Here is a 23,771-nt window from a genome sequence, read left to right as displayed (position 1 = left end):
GCCGACGCACCCCGTACGGGTGACGTCTCGTCACATGCCGTGGACCGCCGGGACCGTGCCGAGCCGTCCGGCCTGGAAGTCCTCGAACGCCTGCTTCAGCTCGGCCTGGCTGTTCATCACGAACGGCCCGTAGTGCGCCATCGGCTCACGGATCGGACGGCCGCCGAGCAGCACGACCTCCAGATCCGGGGTGTGGCCGTCCTGACGCTCGTCCGCGCGGACGGTCAGCGATCCGCCGGTCCCGAACACCGCGGTCTGGCCCATCGCGATCGGACGGCGCTCCGCACCGACGGTGCCGCGTCCGGCCAGGACGTACGCGAGGCCGTTGAAGTCCTCGCGCCACGGCAGGGTCACCTCGGCGCCGGGCCGGACGGTGGCGTGGATCATCGTGATCGGGGTGTGCGTGATGCCGGGGCCCTGGTGGCCGTCCAGCTCACCCGCGATGACCCGCAGCAGCGCGCCGCCGTCGGGCGAGGCGAGGAGCTGGACCTCGCCGCCGCGGATGTCCTGGTAGCGGGGGTTCATCATCTTGTCGGCCTTGGGCAGGTTCACCCAGAGCTGGAGGCCGTGGAAGAGGCCGCCGGACATGACCAGCGACTCCGGCGGAGCCTCGATGTGCAGCAGTCCCGAGCCGGCGGTCATCCACTGGGTGTCGCCGTTCTCGATCGTGCCGCCGCCGCCGTTGGAGTCCTGGTGAATGAAGGTCCCGTCGATCAGGTACGTCACGGTCTCGAAGCCGCGGTGCGGGTGCCACGGGGTGCCCTTGGGCTCCCCGGGCTGGTACTCCACCTCACCCATCTGGTCCATCATGATGAACGGGTCGAGGTGCCGGTAGTTGATGCCCGCGAAGGCGCGGCGGACGGGGAAGCCCTCGCCCTCGAATCCGCTCGGCGCGGTCGTGACGGCGAGCACGGGCCGGGCCGCGGCGTCACCCTGAGCGGCCACCTTGGGCAGGGTCAGCGGGTTGTCGACGGTCACTGCGGGCATGGGAGCCACCTCCGGGCGAGTGTTCTGCGATCAATTTAGTTGAACAGTGAACATCTCGCAAGGCGCCACGCATTCCCGCACCGCCGACGCGACCGGCCCACGCCTCGACGCAACGCCCCACCCCCCAGCCGATCCGCGCTGTCCCACCCCGCAGGACCGCCAGCCCCCCACGGCGACAGGACCGCCGGTCGCCGCACAGCAGAAGGGGCTCGCACAGCGAAAAGGGCCCGCACCGCCTTCGGCGCGGACCCTCACACGTACACGGGAACAGCGGGCCGACGACCCGCGGCGGCGACCGGCTACCCGTACATCCGGCGCATCGCGAAGTCGACCATCTGCTCGACGGCCTTGGCGTCGAAGACCATGCGATGGTCGCCCTCCATGTCGAGGACGAAGCCGTACCCCGTCGGCAGCAGATCGATCACCTCGGCCCCGGTGATCACGAAGTACTTGGACTCCTTGCCCGCGTACCGCCGCAGCTCCTTGAGCGTGGTGAACATCGGGATCACCGGCTGCTGCGTGTTGTGCAGCGCCAGGAAGCCGGGGTTGTCGCCGCGCGGGCAGTAGACCTTCGACGTCGCGAAGATCTGCTGGAAGTCCTCGGCGGCGAGGGAGCCGGTGGTGAAGGCCCGTACCGCGTCGGCCAGGGAGGGCGGCGACGGTTCCGGATACAGCGGCTGCTCCCCGTAGCCGCCGCCCATCTGACCCATCTGGCCCATCTGACCCATCTGCTGCTGAGCACCAGGGTTCTGGTCGTAGCCGTACATGCCGCAAAGAGTAATCGGACACATCTACGGCTTGAGGGGTTGCGCCTTATTACTGACGGGTAGCATTATCGGAGAGGTCAGCTGATCGACCCATGCCTGCCTGTCGCCCGACCCGCATCTCCCCGGGGCGCTGCGCGCCACTGCTATTGATTACGGAGCCTTCCCATGGGGCACTACAAGTCGAATCTCCGCGACATCGAGTTCAACCTCTTCGAGGTCCTCGGGCGCGACAAGGTGTACGGCACCGGTCCGTTCGGTGAGATGGACGTCGACACCGCGAAGAGCATCCTGGAAGAGATCGCGCGCCTCGCCGAGAACGAGCTCGCCGACTCCTACGCCGACGCCGACCGCAACCCGCCGGTCTTCGACCCGGAGACCAAAACCGCCCCGGTCCCGGCGAGCTTCCGTAAGTCGTACCAGGCGTTCATGGACTCCGAGTACTGGCGCCTCGGCCTGCCGGAGGAGATCGGCGGCACGACCTCCCCCCGCTCCCTGATCTGGGGCTACGCGGAGCTGCTCCTCGGCTCGAACCCGGCCGTGTGGATGTACTCCTCCGGCCCGGCCTTCGCCGGCATCCTCTTCGAGGAGGGCAACGAGGAGCAGAAGAAGATCGCGGAGATCGCCGTCGAGAAGCAGTGGGGCTCGACGATGGTGCTGACCGAGCCGGACGCCGGCTCGGACGTCGGCGCCGGCCGGACGAAGGCCGTGCGGCAGGAGGACGGCTCCTGGCACATCGAGGGCGTGAAGCGCTTCATCACCTCGGGCGAGCACGACATGTCCGAGAACATCCTCCACTACGTGCTGGCCCGCCCCGAGGGCGCCGGACCGGGCACCAAGGGCCTCTCCCTCTTCATGGTCCCGAAGTTCCACTTCGACTGGACCACCGGCGAGCTGGGCGAGCGCAACGGCGTGTACGCGACGAACGTCGAGCACAAGATGGGCCTCAAGGCGTCCAACACCTGCGAGATGACGTTCGGCGACCAGCACCCCGCCAAGGGCTGGCTGATCGGCGACAAGCACGACGGCATCCGCCAGATGTTCCGCATCATCGAGTTCGCCCGCATGATGGTCGGCACGAAGGCCATCGCCACCCTCTCCACGGGCTACCTGAACGCGCTGGAGTACGCCAAGGAGCGCGTCCAGGGTCCGGACCTGGCGAACTTCATGGACAAGACCGCGCCCAAGGTCACCATCACGCACCACCCGGACGTGCGCCGCTCGCTCATGACGCAGAAGGCGTACGCCGAGGGCATGCGCTCCCTCGTGCTGTACACGGCCGCCGTCCAGGACGCGATCCAGGAGAAGGAGGCCGCGGGCGAGGACGCCAAGGCGCTGATCGGCCTCAACGACCTGCTGCTGCCGATCGTGAAGGGCTACGGTTCCGAGAAGTCCTACGAGCAGCTCGCGCAGTCGCTCCAGACGTTCGGCGGCTCCGGCTACCTCCAGGAGTACCCGGTCGAGCAGTACATCCGGGACGCCAAGATCGACACCCTCTACGAGGGCACCACGGCGATCCAGGGCCAGGACTTCTTCTTCCGGAAGATCGTCCGCGACCAGGGCGCCTCGCTCAACACGCTCTCCGAGGAGATCAAGAAGTTCCTCGCGGAGGCCCAGGGCAACGAGGAGCTCGCCCCGGCGCTGGACTCGCTGGCGAAGGCCGCCGTGGACCTGGAGGCGATCGTCGGCGCGATGATCACCGACCTCACCGCGACCGGCGAGGACGTCAAGAACATCTACAAGGTGGGCCTCAACACCACCCGCCTGCTGATGGCGTCCGGCGACGTCGTCGTCGGCTACCTGCTGCTCAAGGGCGCGGCCGTCGCCGCCGAGAAGCTGCGGACCGCCTCCGCCAAGGACACCGCGTTCTACCAGGGCAAGATCGCCGCCGCGAAGTTCTTCGCCGCCAACGTCCTGCCGGGCGTCTCGACCGAGCGCGCGCTCGCCGAGTCGATCGACAACTCGCTGATGGAGCTGGACGAGGCCGCCTTCTAGGGCCTCGCTCCCCCGCTCCGTACGTCAACCGGCGCCGCCGCTCGGAATTCCTTCGAGTGGCGGCGCGGTCGTATCAGCTGGGTACGCTGAGTGCACGGCCCAGAATCCCGTCCATGGGAGGAACCATGACCGCCGAGGCACTGCCCGAATCGCCGCACCGTCAGTCGGACGGCTCCAAGTGGCCGGTCCCGCCCGCGGACGGCTACACCGTGGACGAATTCTTCACGCTTGACCTCCCGCCGCACACCGAGCTGATCGACGGGAGCCTGGTCTTCGTGAGTCCGCAGCGAGACTTCCACACGCTGGCGATGTATCTGCTGGAGCAGGGGCTGCGGCAGCACGTGCCGAACGACCTGCGCGTGCGCCGCGAGATGGCGGTCGTGCTCGGCAGGCGGAACGCCCCGGAACCCGATGTCGTCGTGGTCAAGGCAGAAGCGATCCAGGGCCGCCGCCAGACCCGCTACCAGGCCGCCGACGTCCTCCTCGCCGTCGAGGTCGTCTCCCCCGACTCCGAGGACCGCGACCGGGACACCAAACCGCACAAGTACGCGGCGGCGGGCATCCAGCACTTCTGGCTGGTCGAGATGGCCGGCGAGAACGACCGCCCCATGGTCATCACCTACGAGCTCGACCCGGTCAACAAGACGTACGTCTCCACCGGCGTCCACCACGACCGGCTCAAGCTCTCCGCCCCGTACGACATCGACATCGACCTGACGGCGATCGACGAGTTGTAGAGCGGGGACCCGCCGCCCCGCCGACCCCGTGGTCACCGGATACCGGACTCCGCGTCCTCGTTACAGTGAAGAACATGAGTTCCCCTCAACGATTCGACCGCGCCCACACCGATGACCTGATGTCCTACCTGGCGGCCAGCCCGTCCCCGTACCACGCCGTGGCGAACGCCGCCGCCCGGCTGGAGGAGGCCGGGTTCCGGCAGGTCGAGGAGACCGCCGCCTGGGACGCGTCGGCCGGGGGGAAGTACGTGCTGCGCGGCGGGGCCATCGTCGCCTGGTACGTGCCGGAGGGCGCCGGGGCCCACACGCCGTTCCGCATCGCCGGTGCGCACACCGACTCCCCCAACCTGCGGGTCAAGCCGCTGCCCGACACCGGGGCGCACGGCTGGCGCCAGATCGCCGTGGAGGTCTACGGCGGCACTCTGCTGAACACCTGGCTCGACCGGGACCTGGGCCTGGCCGGGCGGATCTCGCTGCGCGACGGCACCCACCGGCTGGTCAACATCGACCGGGCGCTGCTGCGCGTACCGCAACTGGCCGTGCACCTGGACCGGTCCGCCAACACCGACGGGCTCAAGCTCGACCGGCAGAAGCACATGCAGCCGATCTGGGGGCTCGGCGACGTCGAGGAGGGCGACCTGATCCGGTTCGTCGCCGAGGAGGCGGGCGTCGCCGCGGAGGACGTCACCGGCTGGGACCTGATGCCGCACGCCATCGAGCCGCCCTCCTACCTGGGCCGGGACCGCGAGCTGGTGGCCGGTCCCCGGATGGACAACCTGCTCTCGGTGCACGCCGCGACCGCCGCCCTGGCCGCCGTCGCCGCACAGGACGACGCCGACATCCCGTACATCCCGGTGCTCGCCGCCTTCGACCACGAGGAGAACGGCTCGCAGTCCGACACCGGTGCGGACGGGCCGCTGCTGGGCTCGGTGCTGGAGCGCTCGGTGTTCGCGCGCGGCGGCACGTACGAGGACCGCGCCCGCGCCTTCGCCGGCACGGTCTGCCTCTCCTCCGACACCGGTCACGCCGTGCACCCGAACTACGCCGAGCGCCACGACCCGACGCACCACCCGGTCGCCAACGGCGGGCCGATCCTCAAGGTCAACGTCAACATGCGGTACGCCACCGACGGCAGCGGTCGCGCGGTGTTCGCCGCCGCCTGCGAGAAGGCGGGCGTGCCCTGGCAGAGCTTCGTGTCCAACAACGCGATGCCCTGCGGCACCACGATCGGCCCGATCACCGCCGCCCGGCACGGCATCCAGACCGTGGACATCGGCGTGGCGATCCTCTCGATGCACAGCGCCCGTGAGCTGTGCGGCGCGGACGACCCGTATCTGCTGGCGAACGCGCTGACCGCGTTCCTCGCCGGCTGACCCAAGGACGCCCGACCTGCCCGGAGCACGCTCCGGCCGCCGCCTCCCACGCGGTTGGGAACGTCCAACCGCCCTCGCGCACATGGTTGTTGCCGGGCCGGGTACGCGATCCGTACACCGGCCCGGACTCACCGGGCGGTCGAGGAGGCGGAAGTCATGGGACTCGGAGGATGCATTCTCCTGATCGGTGTCGGCGCGATCCTGGCGTTCGCCACCGACTGGCAGGTCGACTCGGTCAACGTCGACCTGGTCGGATGGATCATGATGCTCGTCGGCCTCGTCGGGGTCTTCGTGTACATGAGCATCGCGCGGCGCCGCCGGATGGTCGTGCCGCCCACCACCACCGTCGTCGCGGACGACGAACAGCGCTACCACTGACGACCCGCGGCGACGAGCGGCCCGGACGACGGGCCGGACGTCGCCGCCGGGCCCGGCGGCCCGGCACCGGACCTGCGGAGCCCCCGATATTCTGGGAAGGATCCCGCGCCCCCACCGTGGGTGCGCCCTGACCGGAAGAGGAACCGTTTCGTGGAGTTCCGGCTGCTCGGTACGGTCGCCGTCGAGACGTACACCGGACCACTGCCCCTGGGCCCGGCCAAACGCCGCAGCCTGCTCGCGGCGCTTCTGCTGTCCGCCAACACTCCGGTCTCGGTCGGTCGGCTGACGGACTCCCTGTGGGACGACACCCCGCCGTCGCAGGCCCGTGGGGTCATCCAGGGCCATGTGTCGCGGCTGCGCGCCCTGCTGGTGGGCGCGGACGCGGAGGCCTACGGGGTCGAGCTGGCCACCCTCGGTGACGCCTATGTGCTCCGGGCGCCCGAGACACTGGTGGACGCGCAGCGGTTCGAGGAACTGCTGATGCTGGCGCGGGAGCAGCGCAGCCCGGGTGACACCGTGCTGATGCTGAAGGAGGCGCTGTCGCTCTGGCAGGGCCCGGCGCTCAGCGGGGCGTTCGCCGGGCCGCCGCTGAAGGCGGCCGCGCACTCCCTGGAGGAGTCGCGGCTGGCGACGGTCGAGCTGCTGGCCCGTACGTACGGGACGCTCGGCGAGCACCACCGGGCGGCGGCCCTGCTGTCGGCCGAGACGGCGGCGCACCCGCTGCGCGAGTCGCTGGCCGCGGAGCTGATGCTGGCGCTGTACCGGGCGGGACGCCAGTCGGAGGCCCTGGACCGGTTCCACCGGACGCGGCGGCTCCTCGCCGACGAGCTGGGTATCGACCCCGGGCCCAAGCTGGCCGACGCGTACGCGCTGATCCTGCGCGGCGATCCGGGGCCTGCGGTCGCCGCCCCGGCCGCCCGTGCGAGGGTCTCCTCCGGCCCGGCGGTCCCCTCCACCGCGTCTCCCGCCTCCACCGAGGTCGGCGCCGTACCCGTCGCAGAGCCGCCGGTCGCGGGCGACGCGGCTGGGGCGCCCCCCGTCGTACGGCGTCCTCCGTCCTCGGCGCAGCCCGCCGTGCACCCCGCCGATCCGCTCCCCGTCGACCTGCTCCCCCGGGCCCCCCGCGGCTTCCAGGGGCGCACCGCGGAGCTGGCCGCGCTCACCCGGGCGGCGGCGGGCGAGTCTCCCGTCTGCCTGGTCACCGGGCCTGCCGGGGTCGGCAAGACCGCCCTGGCGCTCCAGTGGGCGCACCGCAACGAGGCGCTCTTCCCCGACGGGCGGCTCTTCGCCGATCTGCGCGGGTTCAGCGAGGCCGGCGAGCCCGCGCAGATCGACGTCCTGCGGGAGTTCCTGCTGGCGCTCGGCGTCCCGCCGCGCCGGGTCCCGGAGTCCGCCCCGGCCGCCGCCGCGCTCTTCCGCTCGCTGACCGGCCGGCGCCGGCTGCTGGTGGTCCTCGACAACGCCCGCGACTCCGCCACCGTCCGCGCACTGCTCCCGGGCGGCACGGACTGCGTCACGCTCGTGACGAGCCGGCACCGGCTGGAAGGGCTGATCGCCTCGGACGCCGCCCGCCCCGTACCCCTGGACACGCTGGAGGCCGACGACGGCACGGCGCTGCTCGCCGGGGTGCTGGGGGAGGAGCGGGTGCTCGCCGAACCGGTGGCGGCCAGGCGGCTCGCCGAGCTCTGCGGCGGGCTGCCGCTCGCGCTGCGCGTCACCGCGGCCCGGCTTGCGGGGCGGCCGCAATGGACGCTGGCGGCCCTCGCCGACGAACTGGCCGACGAGCGCGGCCGGCTGGCGTTCCTCGACGTGGACGACACGGGCGTCGCGGCGGCGCTGCGGCTGACCGTCCAGCACCTGCCGCCGGACGCCGTCCACCAGTTCGCCCGCCTCGGCCACCATCCCGGCGGCCATGTCGACCCGTATGCGGCGGCCGCGCTGGCGGGGACGGACCCGGTGGCCGCGGCGGCCGCGCTGGAGCGGCTCGCCGCCGCCCACCTCGTCTCCGAGACCGCCCCGGGCCGGTGGGTCCTGCACGACCTGGTGCGCCTCTACGCCCGGGGCCTCGACCCGGCCGCCGCGCGCGAGGCCCTCGTCGGCGTCCTCGACCACGGCATCGCCACGGCGCTCGCCGCCGCCGACACGGCCGAGCCCGGCGGCGAACCCTGCTTCGTGCTCCCGGACGGCTTCCGCCGGCCCGCCGCCGTACGGGACTTCGCCGACCGCGCGGAGGCGATGCGCTGGCTGTCCGCCGAGCGGGAGAATCTGGCGCTCGCCGCCCAGGCGGCACGGGACGCCGGGCTGGAGGACCGGGCCTGGCGGATCATCCTGCTCCAGTGGCCGCAGGTGGTGTGGCGGGTGAGGGACAACTGGACGCCGCTGCTGGAGCTGGCGCTGGAATCGGCCCGCGCGGGCAAGGACGCGTACGCCGAGTCGAGGGTGCTCACGCTGCTCGGCTGGGTGCTGACGGAGGAGGGCCGGGCGGCCGAGGCCGCCGCCCTCCTGGAGCACTCGCCCCGGCTCGCCCGGGAGGCCGGGGATCCGCTGGGCGAGGCGACCGCGCTGATCAACCTGGCGGTCGTCCGGGCCGAGCTGGGCGAGCTGCCGGCCGCGACGGAGAACTGCGCCCGCGCCGTGGAGCTGGCCCGCCGGGAGGAGGACCGGCACACCGAGATGCTCGCGCTCCAGCACCTGGCCCGGATGCGGCTCACCGCGCGCCGCCCCGAGGAGGCGCTGGCCCATGCGCGGACCGCGCTCGACCTGGGCCCCGAGCACGAGGAGGCGGCACGCCGGTCGCTGCTGCTGGCGATCTGCGGCGAGGCGCACCTGGCGCTGGGCCAGGAGGACGACGGCGTCCGGCTGCTGGACCGGGCGGCGCGGGAAGCGGAGGACGCCGGCTACGACGAGGGGGCGGTGCGGGCGCTGGAGGTCCTGGTGCGCACCACGGCGGAGCCGTCCTACCGCGTACGCCACGAGCGGTCCGCGCTCCGCCTCGCCACCGCGCCCTGAGCCGCGCCGCCGAGAGCGGGGGACGGCGGGGAGAGGGGCGTTCGGGCGCGTCAGCCGAACGTCAGTGGGACGCCACCGGAACGTGAGCGGGGCCGCGCAGACTTCTTCCTGTCAGCAGCTCACCGGCCGCTTCACCGCTGGAATAAGCGGAGGCGGCCCCTCGCGTCGGGGAACTCGTCATGCGCACCTACCGCAACCGCACCGCCGTACTCGTCTCCGCGGCCACCGCCGCCCTCGCCCTCTCGCTCACCGCGTGCGGCGGCGACGACGGTGGCACCAAGTCCGCCGGCCCGACGGACCGCACCGCCTCCGCGGCGTCCTCGACGTCCACGACCCCGGTCGCGCAGAGCGGTGACAAGGAGCAGGGCGGCGAGACGCAGAGCGGCGGCGAGGGCGCGGCGGAGCAGAGCGGCGGCAAGGGCCAGGGTCAGGGCCAGGGGGCCTCGCAGCAGGGCGGCGGCCAGGGCGAGAGCGCGCAGAGCGGCAGCGGCACCAAGGCCGCCAAGGCGGGCACCCCCCTCTGCACGGCGAAGGGTCTGAAGATCACCGCCGAGCGCCAGGACGGCCCGCCCTACACCCACCTCACGCTGTCCGCGAAGAACACCTCCGGCGCGAGCTGCGAGATGAAGGAGTACCCGCACATCCACTTCCTGGACAACGCCCGGGGCATCGTCCCGCCCGTCGCCAAGAGCAAGCCGGCGTCCCCGGTGGTCCTGGAGCCCGGCCAGTCCGCGTATGTCGCGGTGCGCATGTCCGAGGGCGGCCGCAAGGAGAACACCGAGACGGTGAAGGAGTTCACCGTCACGCTGAAGGCCAACGGCGGCGGCATGGCGGTCGTGAAGTCCCCGGTCGCCGAGGGGCTGTCCGTCAACCCGCAGAAGTGGGCCACCGGCTACTGGACCACCGAGCTGCGCAACGGCGCCGACGAGTTCTGAGCCGCCGCGCGATCAGCCGGACACGCGCGGCACCCGTCCGGCCGAGGAGCGCGGACGGACGGAACGGGAACGTCCGAGCCTCCGTCCCCCGGGCTCGGCCGTTCCCGTTCGTCGTCCTTCAGGAGACCGTGCGCCGTATCCGTCAGAGCCGTGCGCCGTCTCCATCAGGACTGTGCACCGTCTCCGCCAGGACCGTGCGCCGCCCCTCTCAGGAGGGGGAGTCCATCCCGGCCAGCACCAGGGCCAGCCGGGGCTCGCCGTCCGCCGTGACCCGGACGGGTACGCCCCAGTCCTGCTGGTGCACATGGCAGGCCGGGTACTCGTTGGCCGGGTCGTCGTCGCAGGACGCGGCCATCGCGGAGACGTGCAGCACGCCCTCGGCGACCCCGTCCGCGAGCACCAGGTCACGCCCCAGGTCGGTGCCCGTGCCCGAGCCCTCCGCCAGCAGCTCCGGCGGCGTCGCGGAGACCAGCAGCCGGGTCGAGGGGCCGTAGCGGGTGTCCAGTTTCTGCCCCGCGGGCGCCTCGAAGACCACGTCGAGGCGGAGGGCGCCCGGGGCGATCTCGGTGGCGGCCCGCCGGGTGCGGTGCGCCCGGTCGGCGACCCGGACCGCCTCCTCGGGCAGCCGGAGCCTGGTCAGCCGGTGGCGGGCCGACTCGACGACGACGAGATCGCCGTCGACGAGCACCGCGTCGCTCGGCTCGCGGACGTCGGTGGCCAGCGTGGTGACCTCGCCGGACGCCGGATCGTACCGGCGCAGGGCGTGGTTGTACGTGTCGCTGATCGCCACGGACCCGTCGGGCAGCGCGGTGACGCCGAGCGGGTGCTGGAGCAGCGCCTGACTGGCCGCTCCGTCGCGGTGGCCGAAGTCGAAGAGGCCCTCGCCGACGGCGGTGCGCACGTGCTCGTCGCGGTCGACCCAGCGCAGGGCGGAGGTCTCCGAGTCGGCCACCCAGAGCCGTTCCCCGTCCGCGGAGACGGCGAGCCCGGACGGCTGGGCGAACCAGGCGTCGGCGGCCGGCCCGTCGACCAGGCCCTCGTTGGTGGTCCCGGCGGCGACGCGCACGGTCGCGCTCTCCGGGTCGTACGTCCACAGCTGGTGCACGCCCGCCATGGCGATCCACAGCCGGTCGCCGAACCAGGCGATGTCCCACGGCGAGGAGAGGTCCACCTCGCGTGCCGGGCCGCTGGTCGGGGTCCCCTGCCACCACTGGCGGCCGGTTCCGGCGAGGGTGCCGGTCACCCCGGTCGTGAGGTCGAGGGCGCGGATCGCGTGGTTGACGGTGTCCGCGACGGCGATCCGGCCGTCCGGGAGCACGGCGAGGCCCTGCGGTTCGCTGAACCGGGCCTCGTCCGGGCCGCCGTCGCGCAGTCCGCGCTCCCCGGTGCCGAAGTGGCGCCGTACGGTCTCGCCGTCCGCGTCCAGCTCGACCAGGCGGTGACGGGTGGTGTCGGAGACCAGAACGCCGCCGTCCGGCAGCAGCAGCGCCTTGCCGGGGAAGCGCAGGTGGGTGGCGACCGGCTCGGGCGCGACGTAGGGGCCGTCGCCCCGGCGCAGCGTCCCCTTGGCCCCGTGCTCGTCCTCCAACTCCTGGACGAGCTTCTCGATGGCGTGCGCGTGGCCCTCGCCCGCGTGCTGGGCGACGACATAGCCCTCGGGGTCGATCACGACGAGCGTCGGCCAGGCGCGGACCGCGTACTGCTTCCATGTGGCCAGTTCGGGATCGTCGAGGACGGGGTGGTGGACCTCGTAGCGCTCGACGGCGTCGACGACGGCCTGGTGCTCGGCCTCGTGGACGAACTTCGGCGAGTGGACCCCGATGATCACCACGGTGTCGCGGTGCTTCTCCTCCAGCTCGCGCAGCTCGTCCAGAACATGCAGACAGTTCACGCAGCAGAACGTCCAGAAATCGAGGATGACGATACGTCCTCGCAGGTCAGCGAGGGTGTACTGCTGGTCGCCTGTATTGAGCCAGCCGCCCTTGCCGATGAGTTCGGGGGCGCGGACGCGTGCACGTGTTGCCATGTCACCAGTCAACACCCTGATCGCCTGCGCGCATTCCGCCGGGGCCCGGGGGAACCTGTGCCCCATGAGACTTCTCGTGCGTGAGCGGATGTTCGCCATCGGTGACGACTACTGGATCGAGGACGACGCGGGCCGCAAGGTCTTCCTGGTCGACGGGAAGGCGATGCGGCTGCGTGACACCTTCGAGCTGAAGGACGCGGACGGCCGGATCCTGGTCGAGCTGCGGCAGAAGCTCATCAGCCTGCGCGGCACGATGCTCATCGAGCGGGGCGGCGAGGAGCTGGCCACGGTCAAGCGGAAGCGGCTGTCGCTGCTCCGCAACCACTACCGCGTGGCGCTGGTGGACGGTACGGAGCTGGACGTCAGCGGCAAGATCCTGGACCGCGAGTTCGCCATCGAGTACGACGGCGAACTGCTGGCCCAGATCTCGCGCCGCTGGCTGACCCTCCGGGACACGTACGGCATCGACGTCGTCCGGGACGACGCGGACACCGCGCTGCTCATCGCCGTCGCGATGTGCGTGATCGTGCTGGCCGACAAGGACAACGGGGGCTGAGCGCCCGCCCGGCCGCGTTGTTTCACGTGAAACAGCGCGCCGATGGCCCCCGGGCCCCGTCCGGTCTCATCCCGGCTGCCGCACGGCCGTCCGCTGTCGCGCGGCCGCCCGCCGGTCCGCCTGGACGAAGGCCGCCGCCGTGAGGACGACGGTGGCCGCGAAGGAGACGGCGAGGGCGGGGTTGAGCCAGGCGGGCACGACGCCGCTGTCGAACTCCCGGCCGTCGGTGGTGCGGCACCGGACGCCCACGGGGAGGTACCGCACGTCGTGCGTCTCCACCGTCGCGCCCTCCGGACGGTCGGGGGTGGAACGGCACTGGTGCATGGGCGTCGAGTCCGCCCCGGACCCGACCTCGCTGACCGCGAAGCCGGTCAGGAGCAGGCCGAGCAGGTAGAGCACGGCCGTGGCACAGGCGGCGAAGACCGCCGTGCCACGGAGCAACGTCGAGGGGGCGCCGTCCGGTTCGGTCACGGCGCTCACTGTAGAGCGGACGCCCCGAACGCGGACAGAGGATTCCGAACGCGGTCAGAGCGGCGAAGCGAGCCCCAGGCGGCGGCCCTTGAGGGCGGGGAACTGCTCCCGGGTCGTCCGCACCTTCTCCGCGTCCAGCTCGACCGTCAAGATCTCCTCGTCCGCACCCGCCTCGGCCAGCACCTCGCCCCAGGGGTCGACGACGATGCTGTGGCCCGCCTGCGGGACGTCGGCGTGCGTGCCCGCCGTCCCGACGGCGAGGACGTACGCCTGGTTCTCCACGGCACGGGCCTGGGCCAGCAGCGTCCAGTGGGAGCGCCGGCGTTCGGGCCAGCCCGCCGCGACGACCAGTGTCTCGGCCCCCGCGTCGACGAGCCCCCGGAACTGCTCGGGGAAGCGGAGGTCGTAACAGGTCGCGAGGCCCAGCGTGGTGTCCGGCAGCGCGACCGTCACCAACTCCTCGCCCGCGCCCATCATCACCGCCTCGCCCTGGTCGAAGCCGAAGCGGTGGATCTTGCGGTAGAAGGCCGCGCGCTCGCCCTCGGGCGAGAAGACCAGGCTGGTGTTGAACAGGGTGCCGTCGTCCGTCCGTTCGACGAAGGAGCCGGCGTGCAGCCAGACACCGGCCTCGGCGGCGGCCTTCGCCATCACCTGGTGCGTGGGGCCCTCCAGCGGCTCCGCCTCCGCCTCGAACGCGGTGTAGGCGAACGCCCCGACCGGCCACAGCTCAGGGAGAACTACCAGGTCAGAACCGCTCTGAGCGACCACCAGAGCGGCCGCTCGCGCTCTGCGGTCCTTGACGGATTCGTCCGGGTCCACCGCGATCTGGATGAGGGAGGCGCGCACACTACCACCGTCCTGGCATTCGAGCCGTCAACACGGGCCTACGATCGTCACACGAAAGCACTGCCGGGGTGCCTGCCCGCAGCGTAACTTAGCCACCGAGCCTCCCGGCTCAGCCACCGAACCTCCCGCCCCCCAGCCGCCCGCACCTCTCCGCCCCGCCGACAGTGCCGACAGCGCCCGCCCACTCGCCCGCACTCCCCGCACTCTCCAGCCCACGCACCGCAGAACCGCCACGAGGGGTCCCGTGACCGTCCATCCCAGCCTCCAGACCTACACCGACGCCGCGACCCACTCCATCGAGGCGATAGCCGAGCTGGTGAAGCCCCTTCCCGAAGCCGAGTGGAACCGCCGCACGCCCTGCCCGGGGTGGTCGGTGCGCGACATCGTGTCGCACGTCATCGGCATGGAGTGCGAGATGCTCGGTGACCCCCGGCCGATCCACTCCCTGCCGCGCGACCTGTACCACGTACAGAGCGACTTCGCCCGGTACATGGAGATGCAGGTCGACGTCCGGCGCCACCACACGTCCCCGGAGATCCTCGCCGAGCTGGAGTACGTCCTCATCCGCCGGGCCCGCCAGATCCGCAACGAGTCGCGCAGCCCGGAGGCCGTGGTCCGTGCCCCGCTGGGCACCGAGCAGACCCTCGAAAAGGCGCTCAACCTGCGGGCCTTCGACGTCTGGGTGCACGAACAGGACCTGCGCGCCACCCTTGGGCAGCCGGGCAACCTGGACTCCCCCGGCGCCCTGGTCACCCGGGACCTGCTGCTCGCCGGGCTGCCGAAGGTGGTCGCCAAGTCGGCGGGCGCGCCCCCCAACTCGGCGGTCGTCATCGATGTGCACGGCCCGGTGGAGTTCCTGCGGACGGTACGGGTCGACGCGGAGGGCCGCGGCTCGATCGACGGCGCCCCCTCGCTGGGCCCCGCCGTCACCCTCTCGCTGGACTGGGAGACGTACGTACGCCTCGCCTGCGGGCGGGTCCGGCACACGGCCGTCGCCGACCGGATCAAGGTCGAGGGCGACCAGGAGCTGGCCACCGCGATCCTCGCCAACTTCGCCGTGACCCCGTGACCCCGTCACCGCCGCACGGACACGTGCCCGCGCCCCGGGGTGAGGGTCAGGCGGGCACGTGCACGGCCTCCACGCGGCTCACCACGTGGTGCTCGCGCTCCCTGAGGGCCGCCCGGCGGCGCAGCCGCAGGATCTGGGCGACGCCGAGCGCCTCCAGGACGAAGACCGAGGCGAACGCGACGCGGTAGTTGTCGCCCGTGGCGTCCAGGAGGACCCCGACGGCGAGCAGGGTGGTCATCGAGGCGATGAAACCGCCCATGTTGACGATCCCCGACGCCGTGCCCTGGCGCTCGGGCGGATTGGCCGGCCGGGCGAAGTCGAAGCCGACCATCGAGGCCGGCCCGCAGGCGCCGAGCACCACGCACAGGACCACCAGCAGCCACATCGGCGTGTGCTCGGCCGGATAGAGGATCGCGGAGGCCCAGAGCAGGGCGGTCGCGGCCACCGTGCCCAGCGCGATCGGGGTCCGCGCCTCGTGGTGACGGGCGATGATCTGGCCGTAGACGAGCCCCACCACCATGTTGGAGAGCACCACCAGGGTGAGCAGCGTGCCCGCCGTGCCCCGGCTCAGCCCCTGCGCCTCGACCAGGAACGGCATCCCCCACAGCAGCAGGAACACCATCGCCGGGAACTGGGTGGTGAAGTGCACCCACATCCCCAGCCGCGTCCCGGGCTCCCGCCAGGCGGCGGCGATCTGCCGGCGGACGTACGTGGCCCCGGCGTGCTCGGCGGGCGGCGGCTCGTGGCCTTCGGGGTGGTCCTTGAGGAACAGCAGGAGCGGGACCAGCACCACCACTCCGGCCAGCGAACTGCCGACGAACGTCGTGGTCCAGCCGTAGCTGTGCAGCGCCCGCGCGATGAACAGCGTCGAGACGAGGTTGCCCGCCATCCCGAACAGGGCGGCGACCTGGCCGATCAGCGGCCCTCGCCGGGCCGGGAACCAGCGGCTGCCGAGCCGCAGCACGCTGATGAACGTCATCGCGTCGCCGCAGCCGAGCAGGGCGCGGGCGGCCAGCGCCATGCCGTACGAGGGGGAGAGGGCGAAGCCGAGCTGTCCGACGGTGAACAGCACGGCCCCGATGGTGAGGACCCGCTTGGTGCCGAGGCGGTCCACCATCAGCCCCACGGGTATCTGCATGCCCGCGTAGACGAGGAGCTGGAGGATGGAGAAGGTGGAGAGCGCGGAGGCGTTGACGTCGAACCGGTCGGCGGCGTCGAGTCCGGCGACGCCCAGGCTCGTACGGAAGATGATCGCGACGAAGTAGACGGCGACCCCGATGCCCCAGATCCAGGCGGCACGCCGGCCGCCGGGCGGGTCGCCGGGCAGCGACAGGGTGGGCGCGGAGGCCGAACTCACCGGTCCTCACCCCGCACCAGCTCCCGCACCCGGCCGACGTGACGGCGCACGACCAGCGCCGCGCCCTCGGCGTCCCCGGCCCGGATCGCGGCCAGCAGCTCGCCGTGCTCGGTGACGTTGGCCTCGATCCGGCCGGGGTGCGCCTCCATCACCGCGACACCCATCCGCAGTTGACGGTCGCGCAGCTGGTCGTAGAGGCGCGAGAGGATCTCGTTGCCCGCGTGCTTCACGATCTCCGCGTGGAAGCAGCGGTCCTTGACGGCCACCGCCGCCAGATCACCGGCCTCCGCCAACTGCCGCTGCTCCTCCAGGAGCTGCTCCAGCCGGGCGACCAACTGCGGGGTGGCGGGCACCGCCCTGCGCGCGGCGAACTCCTCGACCAGCAGCCGGGTCTCCACCACGTCCTTGATCTCCTGCGCGGAGACGGCGAGGACGAGCGCGCCCTTCTTCGGGTAGAGCTTGATCAGCCCCTCGACCTCCAGCCGCAGCAACGCCTCGCGCACCGGTGTCCGGGAGACCCCGACGGCGTCCGCCAGATCCCCTTCGGTGAGCAGCGTCCCACCCTCGTAGCGCCGGTCGAGCACGGCTTCCTTGATGTGCGTGTAGACCCGCTCGGCGGCGGGAGGACGCTTGACCGGGGCGGTCGGGGGCTTCGCGGGGGCGGGGGGTGCGGCAGGCATGCGCACAGCATAGATACAACATGCACGCATGAGGAGAGACGTCCGGATTCTGGACTTCCGGGTGATCGCGCCCAGCCCCTCTCCGCGATGTTCCCGCCGACCGCCGCGGAGGTGGCGGGCCCGACCGGGGTCCGAGCCGCCATCCACGTGGGGGCGGAGGGTCCGGGCCACCGTCCGGACGCTCGACGAGCTTCTCTCCTCGTACGCCTGACCGAACGGCGGGCCGCTCGCGCCCCCAGGGTCAAGCCTGTGCAAATTCACCCCTCCGGCACCACATCCTTCGGCCCGTTCCAGAAGTCTCACCTGCGAGCGGCACCCTTATGTGGCCGCATATCAGGGGCATTTGGAGCGTTCAGTTGAAAATCGGCATCAAGCGCATCAATCGCGTCACCGTCACGGCCACCGTGACGCTCACCGCCGGTGCGGTGCTCGCGGGCAGCGCCTTCGCCTCCGCGGCGCACGCCGCCGCGCCGCCGACTCCGAAGATCGTCGCCAAGGGCGGCTTCGTGATGAACGACGGCACCGGGAAGACCCTCTTCACCAAGTCCGCGGACACCCGCCGCGCCACCGGTTCCACCACCAAGATCATGACGGCGCTGGTGGTCCTGTCGCAGAAGAACGTGAACCTGAATTCCAAGGTCACGATCCAGAAGGCGTACAGCGACTACATCGTCTCGAAGAACGCCTCGTCCGCCCGGCTCATCGTCGGCGACAAGGTCACCGTCGGCCAGCTCCTCTACGGCCTGATGCTCCCCTCCGGCTGCGACGCCGCGTACGCCCTGGCCGACAAGTTCGGCTCCGGCTCGACCCGTGCGGCCCGCGTGAAGTCGTTCATCGGCAAGATGAACTCCACGGCCAAGAGCCTCAAGCTGACGAACACCCGCTTCGACTCGTTCGACGGCATAGGGGGAGGCAACAACTACTCGACGCCCCGTGACCTGACGAAGATCGCCAGCAAGGCGATGAAGAACTCCACGTTCCGCTCGATCGTCAAGACCAAGTCGACGAAGCAGAAGGTGACCACGAAGAGCGGTGGCTACCGCTACATGTCGTGGAGCAACACCAACAAGATGCTCAGCAGCTACAGCGGCGCCATCGGCGTCAAGACGGGCTCCGGCCCGACCGCCAAGTACTGCCTGGTCTTCGCGGCGACCCGCAAGGGCAAGACCGTCATCGGCACCGTGCTCACCTCGTCCTCCGAGGCGAACCGCACCGCCGACGCCAAGAAGCTGCTGGACTACGGCTTCAAGAAGTAGCCCGCGGCCGCGTACGGAGAGGGGCCCGGCCCGCACGAGTCGTGCGGGCCGGGCCCCTTCCGCGTACGGACGCGGGAACCGGACGCGTCACGCCCAGGTGATCAGGCGCTTCGGCTGCTCCAGGATCGCCGCCACGTCGGCCAGCACCTTGGAGCCGAGTTCGCCGTCGACCAGGCGGTGGTCGAACGACAGGGCCAGCGTGGTGACCTGACGCGGCTTCACCTTGCCCTTGTGGACCCACGGCTGGAGCTTGATCGCGCCGACCGCGAGGATCGCGGACTCGCCCGGGTTGAGGATCGGCGTACCGGTGTCGACGCCGAAGACGCCCACGTTGGTGATGGTCACCGTGCCGCCGGCCATCGCGGCGGGGGACGTCTTCCCGTCCCGGGCCGTGGTGACCAGCTCACCCAGCGCCTCCGCGAGCTGCGGCAGCGTCTTGTCGTGCGCGTCCTTGATGTTCGGCACGATCAGCCCGCGCGGGGTGGCCGCCGCGATGCCCAGGTTCACGTAGTGCTTGCGCACGATCTCCTGGTTGGCCTCGTCCCAGGCCGCGTTGACCTCGGGGTTCCGCTTGATGGCGACCAGGAGGGCCTTGGCGATGACGAGCAGCGGGTTGACCCGCACCCCCGCCATGTCCTTGTCCTCCTTCAGCTCGGCCACGAGCTTCATCGTGCGCGTCACGTCGACCGTGACGAACTCGGTGACGTGCGGCGCGGTGAACGCGCTGCCGACCATCGCCTGCGCGATGGCCTTGCGGACGCCCTTGACCGGGACCCTGGTCTCGCGCGCGGAGTCCGGTACGGCGGTGGGCTCGGTGGCCACCGGCGCCTCGGCGGCCACCGGGGCGGGCGCCGCCTGGGCCGGGGCCTCGGAAGCGGCCGGGGCGGCCGCCGCGTGGACGTCCTCGCGGGTGATGACGCCGTCCTTGCCGGTCGGCACCACCGTCGCCAGGTCGATGCCCAGGTCCTTGGCCAGCTTGCGGACCGGGGGCTTGGCCAGCGGACGGCCGCCGGCCGCGCCGCCCTGCGCCGGAACCGACGGGGCGGGGGCCGCGGCCGGGGCGGGAGCCGCGTGCCCGTTCAGCTCGGCCTGGACCGCCGCCGCGACGGCGGCGGCCTCCGGAGCGGCCGGGGCCCCCTTGCGGGGGCGGCGCTTGGTGGAGCTCTCGGCGACGCCGTAGCCGACCAGGACCGGCGTGCGGCCCTTCGGCTCGGCCTCGGCCGCCGGCTCGTCCACCGGCTCCTGGACCGGGTCGGCGGCCGGGGCGGGCGCATCGCCGCTGCCCGGGGCCACGTCGACCGCGATGATCACCTGGCCCACGTCGACGGTCGTGCCCTCGGGGAAGCGCAGCTCGTGCACCACCCCGTCGAACGGGATCGGCAGCTCGACGGCCGCCTTCGCGGTCTCGACCTCGCACACGACCTGGCCGTCGGTGACGGTGTCGCCGGGCTGGACGTACCACTTGAGGATCTCGGCCTCGGTCAGTCCTTCGCCCACGTCGGGCATCTTGAACTCACGGAAGCGAGCAGACGTCTCGGTCATCGTCGTCACGAACCTCTCCTCAGTACGCCAGCGAGCGGTCGACGGCGTCGAGCACCCGGTCGAGGCCGGGCAGGTACTCGTCCTCCAGCCGGGCCGGCGGGTAGGGGACGTGGTAGCCGCCGACCCGCAGCACGGGCGCTTCGAGGTGGTAGAAGCAGCGCTCGGTGATCCGGGCGGCGATCTCCGCTCCGGAGCCGTAGAAGACGGGCGCCTCGTGCACGACGACGACGCGGCCGGTCTTCTCGGCGGACGCCTGAATGGCGTCGAAGTCGATCGGGGACATCGAGCGCAGGTCCAGGACCTCGATCGACTTGCCCTCCTCCTGGGCGGCCTCGGCCGCTTCCAGGCAGACCTTGACCATCGGCCCGTACGCGACGAGCGTCAGGTCGCTCCCCTCGCGGACGGTCACGGCCCGGTGCAGCGGGCCGGGGATGGCCTCGGTGTCGACCTCGCCCTTGTCCCAGTAGCGCCGCTTGGGCTCGAAGAAGATGACCGGGTCGTCGCTCTGGACGGCCTGCTGCATCATCCAGTAGGCGTCGCTCGCGTTGGACGGCGAGACCACCTTGAGCCCCGCCACGTGCGCGAAGAGCGCCTCGGGGGACTCGCTGTGGTGCTCGACCGCGCCGATGCCGCCGCCGTACGGGATGCGCACGACGACCGGCAGCTTGACCTTGCCGAGCGCGCGGGCGTGCATCTTGGCGAGCTGCGTGACGATCTGGTCGTACGCGGGGAAGACGAAGCCGTCGAACTGGATCTCGACGACGGGACGGTAGCCGCGCAGGGCCAGACCGATCGCGGTGCCGACGATGCCGGACTCCGCGAGCGGGGTGTCGATCACCCGCTCCTCGCCGAAGTCCTTCTGGAGCCCGTCGGTGATGCGGAAGACACCGCCGAGCTTGCCGACGTCCTCACCCATGATGAGGACCTTGGGGTCGCTGTCGAGGGCGAGGCGGAGCGACTCGTTGAGCGCTTTCGCGATGGACATCTTTTCCACGGCCATGGCTACTTGCCCTCCTCGGCGGAGTCGACGAACGATGCCTGGTAGGCGGCGAACTGGGCGCGCTCCTCGTCCACGAGAGAGTTGCCGTCGGCGTAGCCGTGCTCGAACAGGGCCATCGGGTCCGGGTCGGGCATCGCGCGCACCGCCTCGCGCACGCGCTTGCCGAGGGTCTCGCTCTCCGCGTCCAGCGCGGTGAAGAAGGCGTCGTCCGCGAACTTCTCCTTCTCCAGGTAGGCCCGCAGCCGCAGGATCGGGTCCTTGGCCTCCCAGGCGGCCCGCTCCTCGTCGGCCCGGTACTTCGTCGGGTCGTCGGAGGTGGTGTGCGCTCCCATGCGGTAGGTGAACGCCTCGACGAGGGTCGGGCCCTCGCCGCGACGGGCTCGCTCCAGCGCGGAGCGGGTGACGGCCAGACAGGCCAGCACGTCGTTGCCGTCGACGCGGACGCCGGGGAAGCCGAAGCCCTGGGCGCGCTGGTAGAGCGGCACCCGGGTCTGGCGCTCGGTGGGCTCGGAGATCGCCCACTGGTTGTTCTGGCAGAAGAAGACGACGGGCGCGTTGTAGACCGCGGAGAAGGTGAACGACTCGGCGACGTCCCCCTGGCTGGAGGCCCCGTCGCCGAAGTACGCGATCACGGCGGAGTCCGCGCCGTCCTTGGCGACGCCCATGGCGTAGCCGGTGGCGTGCAGCGTCTGCGAGCCGATGACGATCGTGTACAGGTGGAAGTTGTTGCTGTTCGGGTCCCAGCCGCCGTGGTTCACGCCGCGGAACATGCCGAGCAGGTTGGTCGGGTCGACGCCCCGGCACCAGGCGACCCCGTGCTCGCGGTAGGTCGGGAAGACGTAGTCGTCGTCGCGCAGGGCCCGGCCGCTGCCGATCTGCGCGGCCTCCTGGCCGAGCAGCGAGGCCCACAGGCCCAGCTCGCCCTGGCGCTGGAGAGCGGTCGCCTCGGCGTCGAAACGGCGGGTGAGCACCATGTCCCGGTACAGGCCGCGCAGCTCGTCGGCGCTCAGGTCGATGCTGTAGTCCGGGTGCTCGACGCGCTCGCCCTCGGGCGTGAGCAGCTGTACGAGCTGGGGCTCGGCACTCTGCGGCTTCTTCGCGGCGCTGGTCCGCTTACTGGCGCGTCGCGGTTTACGCGCGGCGGCAGTGCTCTCCACGGTCACGTGCGTGCTCCTCCGTCGGTCCGGCCCCCGGGGTCTGCCGGGATACCAGTGCGGCTCGCCCGAATCCGACTGACGCGCACGGGGTGGGTGCCGGCCGGCCGGGATCAGGCGTGACAGGTGCCCCGGCGAGCGCCCTGTCATAGGCACGTTACCCAGTGCTTCGCATAACTGCGAAACCCTATCTGACCTGCGATTTTGCTTGGATTTCCAAGTAAATCGAAGAAATCGCGAAGCTCTGCTGGTCAGGGCACTGGAAACAGCCTTGCAGGCCGCCGGAACAACGGCACGTTATCCCGCGGATCAGCCCCAGGGAAGAGCGGAGCGGAGGCGAGTATGTGAGACTGCGATCGTGCGCGAAGAAGGAAAAATCACGGTATTTCTGCTGGATGATCACGAGGTCGTCCGGCGCGGCGTCCATGAGCTGCTCGCCTCCGAACCGGACATCGAGGTGGTCGGGGAGGCCGGTACGGCGGCGGACGCCCTGGTGCGGATTCCGGCGACCCGGCCCGACGTGGCGGTGCTCGACGTACGGCTGCCGGACGGCAGCGGCGTGGAGGTGTGCCGGGAGGTCCGTTCCCAGGACGAGAACATCAAATGCCTGATGCTCACCTCTTTCGCCGACGACGAGGCGCTTTTCGACGCGATCATGGCGGGTGCGTCGGGGTACGTGCTGAAGGCGATCCGGGGCGGTGAACTGCTGAACGCGGTACGGGACGTGGCGGCCGGGAAGTCCCTGCTGGACCCGGTGGCGACCGCCCGGGTCCTCCAGCGGCTGCGCGACGGCGGCAGCGGCAAGGGGGACGACAAGCTGGCCGGCCTGACCGAGCAGGAGCGCAAAATCCTGGACCTGATCGGCGAGGGGCTGACCAACCGGGTCATCGGCGAGCGGCTGCACCTGGCCGAGAAGACCATCAAGAACTACGTCTCCAGCCTGCTGTCGAAACTGGGCATGGAGCGCCGGTCGCAGGCCGCCGCGTACGTCGCCCGGCTCCAGGCCGAACGCCGCTGAGCCCGCACGGGCCGGGACGCCTCCGCCGACCCCCGGCCCGCGGAGGGACTTTGGTCCCGCGCCACCCGGGGCACCCGACTCTTACGCGGCCCCTACGGCCGGGAGAGAGTGGTGGCCATGTCCTTCGACGAACTCCCCGCGCCCGGGGCGCTCCGCCATCGGGCCCTGACCGGCACGATCGAGCGGACCGAGCGCCCGGTGAAGCGGGCCGCCGGGACCGGGCCGGGCGAGCACACCGACGCGATCGAGCTGCTGCGGCGGGTTCCGTACGGCCGGCTCGCGACCAGCATGCGGGCGCTGCCCTTCCTGGCGGTGGCCCGGCACGTCGTCAGCGACGGCCGGATCCTGCTGCGGATGCACCGCGGTTTCGGCCACCACGAGGCGTGCGACGGAAGCGTCGTCGCGTACGGGGCGGACAACTACAGCGGCGACCCGTCCGGCGAGGGCGGCGACCTGTGGTCGGTGCAGTTCACCGGCCCCGCCGAGATCGTGCGGCTCGGACCCGAGCAGGAGGAGCTGTTCGGCGCGATGCCCGCCTCCGTGAACGGGGAGCCCTACGCGCCGGCGTTTCTGCGGGTCGACCCGCACTTCGTGACGGAACACCGGCTGACCTTCTGA

The 23,771-nt window shown here is 71.6% G+C and carries 21 protein-coding genes; 11 read left to right on the top strand and 10 right to left on the bottom strand.

Annotated elements, in window-relative coordinates:
- Positions 1 to 30: 30 nt before the first annotated feature.
- Both IF19_RS0112375 and IF19_RS0112370 read right to left on the bottom strand, forming a co-directional pair.
- A complete protein-coding gene (locus IF19_RS0112375) occupies positions 31 to 987 on the bottom strand; it encodes a pirin family protein (RefSeq protein WP_030115928.1) in 957 nt (318 codons plus the stop codon).
- A 299-nt stretch (positions 988 to 1,286) separates the two neighbouring features.
- Positions 1,287 to 1,754, bottom strand: coding sequence for an SseB family protein (locus IF19_RS0112370; RefSeq protein ID WP_030115927.1), 468 nt, complete (start codon positions 1,752 to 1,754; stop codon positions 1,287 to 1,289).
- A gap of 165 nt (positions 1,755 to 1,919) precedes the next feature.
- Between IF19_RS0112370 and IF19_RS0112365 the strand changes: the two genes are divergently transcribed.
- The 6 genes from IF19_RS0112365 to IF19_RS0112340 all read left to right on the top strand — a co-directional run bounded on the left by IF19_RS0112365 (position 1,920) and on the right by IF19_RS0112340 (position 10,178).
- Positions 1,920 to 3,746, top strand: a complete 1,827-nt coding sequence (locus tag IF19_RS0112365; protein WP_030115926.1) for an acyl-CoA dehydrogenase — start codon at positions 1,920 to 1,922, stop codon at positions 3,744 to 3,746.
- Positions 3,747 to 3,859: 113 nt separating this feature from the next.
- Positions 3,860 to 4,483, top strand: coding sequence for a Uma2 family endonuclease (locus IF19_RS0112360; protein WP_030115925.1), 624 nt, complete (start codon positions 3,860 to 3,862; stop codon positions 4,481 to 4,483).
- A gap of 74 nt (positions 4,484 to 4,557) precedes the next feature.
- Complete coding sequence (locus tag IF19_RS0112355) at positions 4,558 to 5,856, top strand: M18 family aminopeptidase (protein ID WP_030115924.1); 1,299 nt, start codon at positions 4,558 to 4,560, stop codon at positions 5,854 to 5,856.
- Positions 5,857 to 6,012: 156 nt separating this feature from the next.
- On the top strand, positions 6,013 to 6,234 hold the full coding sequence (locus IF19_RS0112350) for a DUF6458 family protein (RefSeq protein WP_030115923.1): 222 nt from the start codon (positions 6,013 to 6,015) through the stop codon (positions 6,232 to 6,234).
- A 150-nt stretch (positions 6,235 to 6,384) separates the two neighbouring features.
- Positions 6,385 to 9,243 (top strand): AfsR/SARP family transcriptional regulator, encoded by a 2,859-nt coding sequence (locus tag IF19_RS0112345; protein ID WP_030277023.1) that lies wholly within the window; start codon positions 6,385 to 6,387, stop codon positions 9,241 to 9,243.
- 179 nt (positions 9,244 to 9,422) lie between these two features.
- Complete coding sequence (locus IF19_RS0112340) at positions 9,423 to 10,178, top strand: DUF4232 domain-containing protein (RefSeq protein WP_030115920.1); 756 nt, start codon at positions 9,423 to 9,425, stop codon at positions 10,176 to 10,178.
- A 208-nt stretch (positions 10,179 to 10,386) separates the two neighbouring features.
- Here IF19_RS0112340 and IF19_RS0112335 read toward each other — a convergent pair whose 3' ends face one another.
- Positions 10,387 to 12,204, bottom strand: coding sequence for an NHL domain-containing thioredoxin family protein (locus tag IF19_RS0112335; RefSeq protein WP_030115919.1), 1,818 nt, complete (start codon positions 12,202 to 12,204; stop codon positions 10,387 to 10,389).
- Positions 12,205 to 12,268: 64 nt separating this feature from the next.
- On the opposite strand from IF19_RS0112335, the gene IF19_RS0112330 reads away from it, so the two are divergent.
- A complete protein-coding gene (locus IF19_RS0112330; RefSeq protein WP_030115918.1) occupies positions 12,269 to 12,760 on the top strand; it encodes an LURP-one-related/scramblase family protein in 492 nt (163 codons plus the stop codon).
- Between the two features lie 66 nt (positions 12,761 to 12,826).
- Here the strand turns inward: IF19_RS0112330 and IF19_RS0112325 are convergent, their stop codons facing one another.
- Complete coding sequence (locus tag IF19_RS0112325) at positions 12,827 to 13,231, bottom strand: hypothetical protein (RefSeq protein WP_030115917.1); 405 nt, start codon at positions 13,229 to 13,231, stop codon at positions 12,827 to 12,829.
- A 54-nt stretch (positions 13,232 to 13,285) separates the two neighbouring features.
- Entirely contained in the window at positions 13,286 to 14,077 is a 792-nt protein-coding gene (locus tag IF19_RS0112320; RefSeq protein WP_030115916.1) for a carbon-nitrogen family hydrolase, read from the bottom strand.
- Positions 14,078 to 14,321: 244 nt separating this feature from the next.
- On the opposite strand from IF19_RS0112320, the gene IF19_RS0112315 reads away from it, so the two are divergent.
- Complete coding sequence (locus IF19_RS0112315) at positions 14,322 to 15,146, top strand: maleylpyruvate isomerase family mycothiol-dependent enzyme (protein ID WP_030115915.1); 825 nt, start codon at positions 14,322 to 14,324, stop codon at positions 15,144 to 15,146.
- A gap of 46 nt (positions 15,147 to 15,192) precedes the next feature.
- Here the strand turns inward: IF19_RS0112315 and IF19_RS0112310 are convergent, their stop codons facing one another.
- Together IF19_RS0112310 and IF19_RS0112305 are read right to left on the bottom strand one after the other, a co-directional pair.
- The gene (locus IF19_RS0112310; protein ID WP_030189174.1) at positions 15,193 to 16,503 is read right to left on the bottom strand and encodes an MFS transporter; all 1,311 of its coding nucleotides are present in this window, start codon (positions 16,501 to 16,503) and stop codon (positions 15,193 to 15,195) included.
- Positions 16,500 to 17,183 carry a GntR family transcriptional regulator gene (locus IF19_RS0112305; RefSeq protein ID WP_030115911.1) on the bottom strand — a complete coding sequence of 228 codons (684 nt, stop codon included), beginning with the start codon at positions 17,181 to 17,183 and terminating at the stop codon, positions 16,500 to 16,502. Before IF19_RS0112305 ends, IF19_RS0112310 begins: the two co-directional genes overlap by 4 nt.
- Before the next feature lie 356 nt (positions 17,184 to 17,539).
- Here IF19_RS0112305 and IF19_RS0112300 point away from each other — a divergent pair, with 356 nt between their 5' ends.
- Positions 17,540 to 18,439, top strand: coding sequence for a D-alanyl-D-alanine carboxypeptidase family protein (locus IF19_RS0112300; RefSeq protein ID WP_030115910.1), 900 nt, complete (start codon positions 17,540 to 17,542; stop codon positions 18,437 to 18,439).
- 87 nt (positions 18,440 to 18,526) lie between these two features.
- Here the strand turns inward: IF19_RS0112300 and IF19_RS0112295 are convergent, their stop codons facing one another.
- The 3 genes from IF19_RS0112295 to pdhA are packed head-to-tail and all read right to left on the bottom strand — an operon-like array spanning position 18,527 to position 22,144.
- The gene (locus IF19_RS0112295) at positions 18,527 to 19,990 is read right to left on the bottom strand and encodes a dihydrolipoamide acetyltransferase family protein (protein WP_030120023.1); all 1,464 of its coding nucleotides are present in this window, start codon (positions 19,988 to 19,990) and stop codon (positions 18,527 to 18,529) included.
- A 10-nt stretch (positions 19,991 to 20,000) separates the two neighbouring features.
- The gene (locus IF19_RS0112290; protein WP_030115907.1) at positions 20,001 to 20,981 is read right to left on the bottom strand and encodes an alpha-ketoacid dehydrogenase subunit beta; all 981 of its coding nucleotides are present in this window, start codon (positions 20,979 to 20,981) and stop codon (positions 20,001 to 20,003) included.
- Between the two features lie 2 nt (positions 20,982 to 20,983).
- Entirely contained in the window at positions 20,984 to 22,144 is a 1,161-nt protein-coding gene (pdhA, locus tag IF19_RS0112285) for a pyruvate dehydrogenase (acetyl-transferring) E1 component subunit alpha (protein WP_030115906.1), read from the bottom strand.
- 349 nt (positions 22,145 to 22,493) lie between these two features.
- Between pdhA and IF19_RS0112280 the strand changes: the two genes are divergently transcribed.
- Positions 22,494 to 23,153 carry a response regulator gene (locus tag IF19_RS0112280; protein WP_030115905.1) on the top strand — a complete coding sequence of 220 codons (660 nt, stop codon included), beginning with the start codon at positions 22,494 to 22,496 and terminating at the stop codon, positions 23,151 to 23,153.
- Positions 23,154 to 23,270: 117 nt separating this feature from the next.
- Positions 23,271 to 23,771 (top strand): pyridoxamine 5'-phosphate oxidase family protein, encoded by a 501-nt coding sequence (locus IF19_RS0112275; protein ID WP_030115904.1) that lies wholly within the window; start codon positions 23,271 to 23,273, stop codon positions 23,769 to 23,771.

This window comes from Streptomyces californicus, assembly GCF_000717645.1.
In the GTDB taxonomy this organism is placed as follows: domain Bacteria; phylum Actinomycetota; class Actinomycetes; order Streptomycetales; family Streptomycetaceae; genus Streptomyces; species Streptomyces californicus.
The sequence above is the reverse complement of the archived record's forward strand: the minus strand, read 5'-3'. Positions and strand labels throughout refer to the sequence as shown.

Coding starts and splice junctions, on each gene's coding strand:
- IF19_RS0112305 (WP_030115911.1), bottom strand. CDS start 17,183: ATGCCTGCCGCACCCCCCGCCCCCGCGAAGCCCCCGACCGCCCCGGTC.
- IF19_RS0112360 (WP_030115925.1), top strand. CDS start 3,860: ATGGGAGGAACCATGACCGCCGAGGCACTGCCCGAATCGCCGCACCGT.
- IF19_RS0112375 (WP_030115928.1), bottom strand. CDS start 987: ATGCCCGCAGTGACCGTCGACAACCCGCTGACCCTGCCCAAGGTGGCC.
- IF19_RS0112355 (WP_030115924.1), top strand. CDS start 4,558: ATGAGTTCCCCTCAACGATTCGACCGCGCCCACACCGATGACCTGATG.
- IF19_RS0112275 (WP_030115904.1), top strand. CDS start 23,271: ATGTCCTTCGACGAACTCCCCGCGCCCGGGGCGCTCCGCCATCGGGCC.
- IF19_RS0112340 (WP_030115920.1), top strand. CDS start 9,423: ATGCGCACCTACCGCAACCGCACCGCCGTACTCGTCTCCGCGGCCACC.
- IF19_RS0112330 (WP_030115918.1), top strand. CDS start 12,269: ATGAGACTTCTCGTGCGTGAGCGGATGTTCGCCATCGGTGACGACTAC.
- IF19_RS0112350 (WP_030115923.1), top strand. CDS start 6,013: ATGGGACTCGGAGGATGCATTCTCCTGATCGGTGTCGGCGCGATCCTG.
- IF19_RS0112370 (WP_030115927.1), bottom strand. CDS start 1,754: ATGTACGGCTACGACCAGAACCCTGGTGCTCAGCAGCAGATGGGTCAG.
- IF19_RS0112365 (WP_030115926.1), top strand. CDS start 1,920: ATGGGGCACTACAAGTCGAATCTCCGCGACATCGAGTTCAACCTCTTC.
- IF19_RS0112290 (WP_030115907.1), bottom strand. CDS start 20,981: ATGGCCGTGGAAAAGATGTCCATCGCGAAAGCGCTCAACGAGTCGCTC.
- IF19_RS0112335 (WP_030115919.1), bottom strand. CDS start 12,204: ATGGCAACACGTGCACGCGTCCGCGCCCCCGAACTCATCGGCAAGGGC.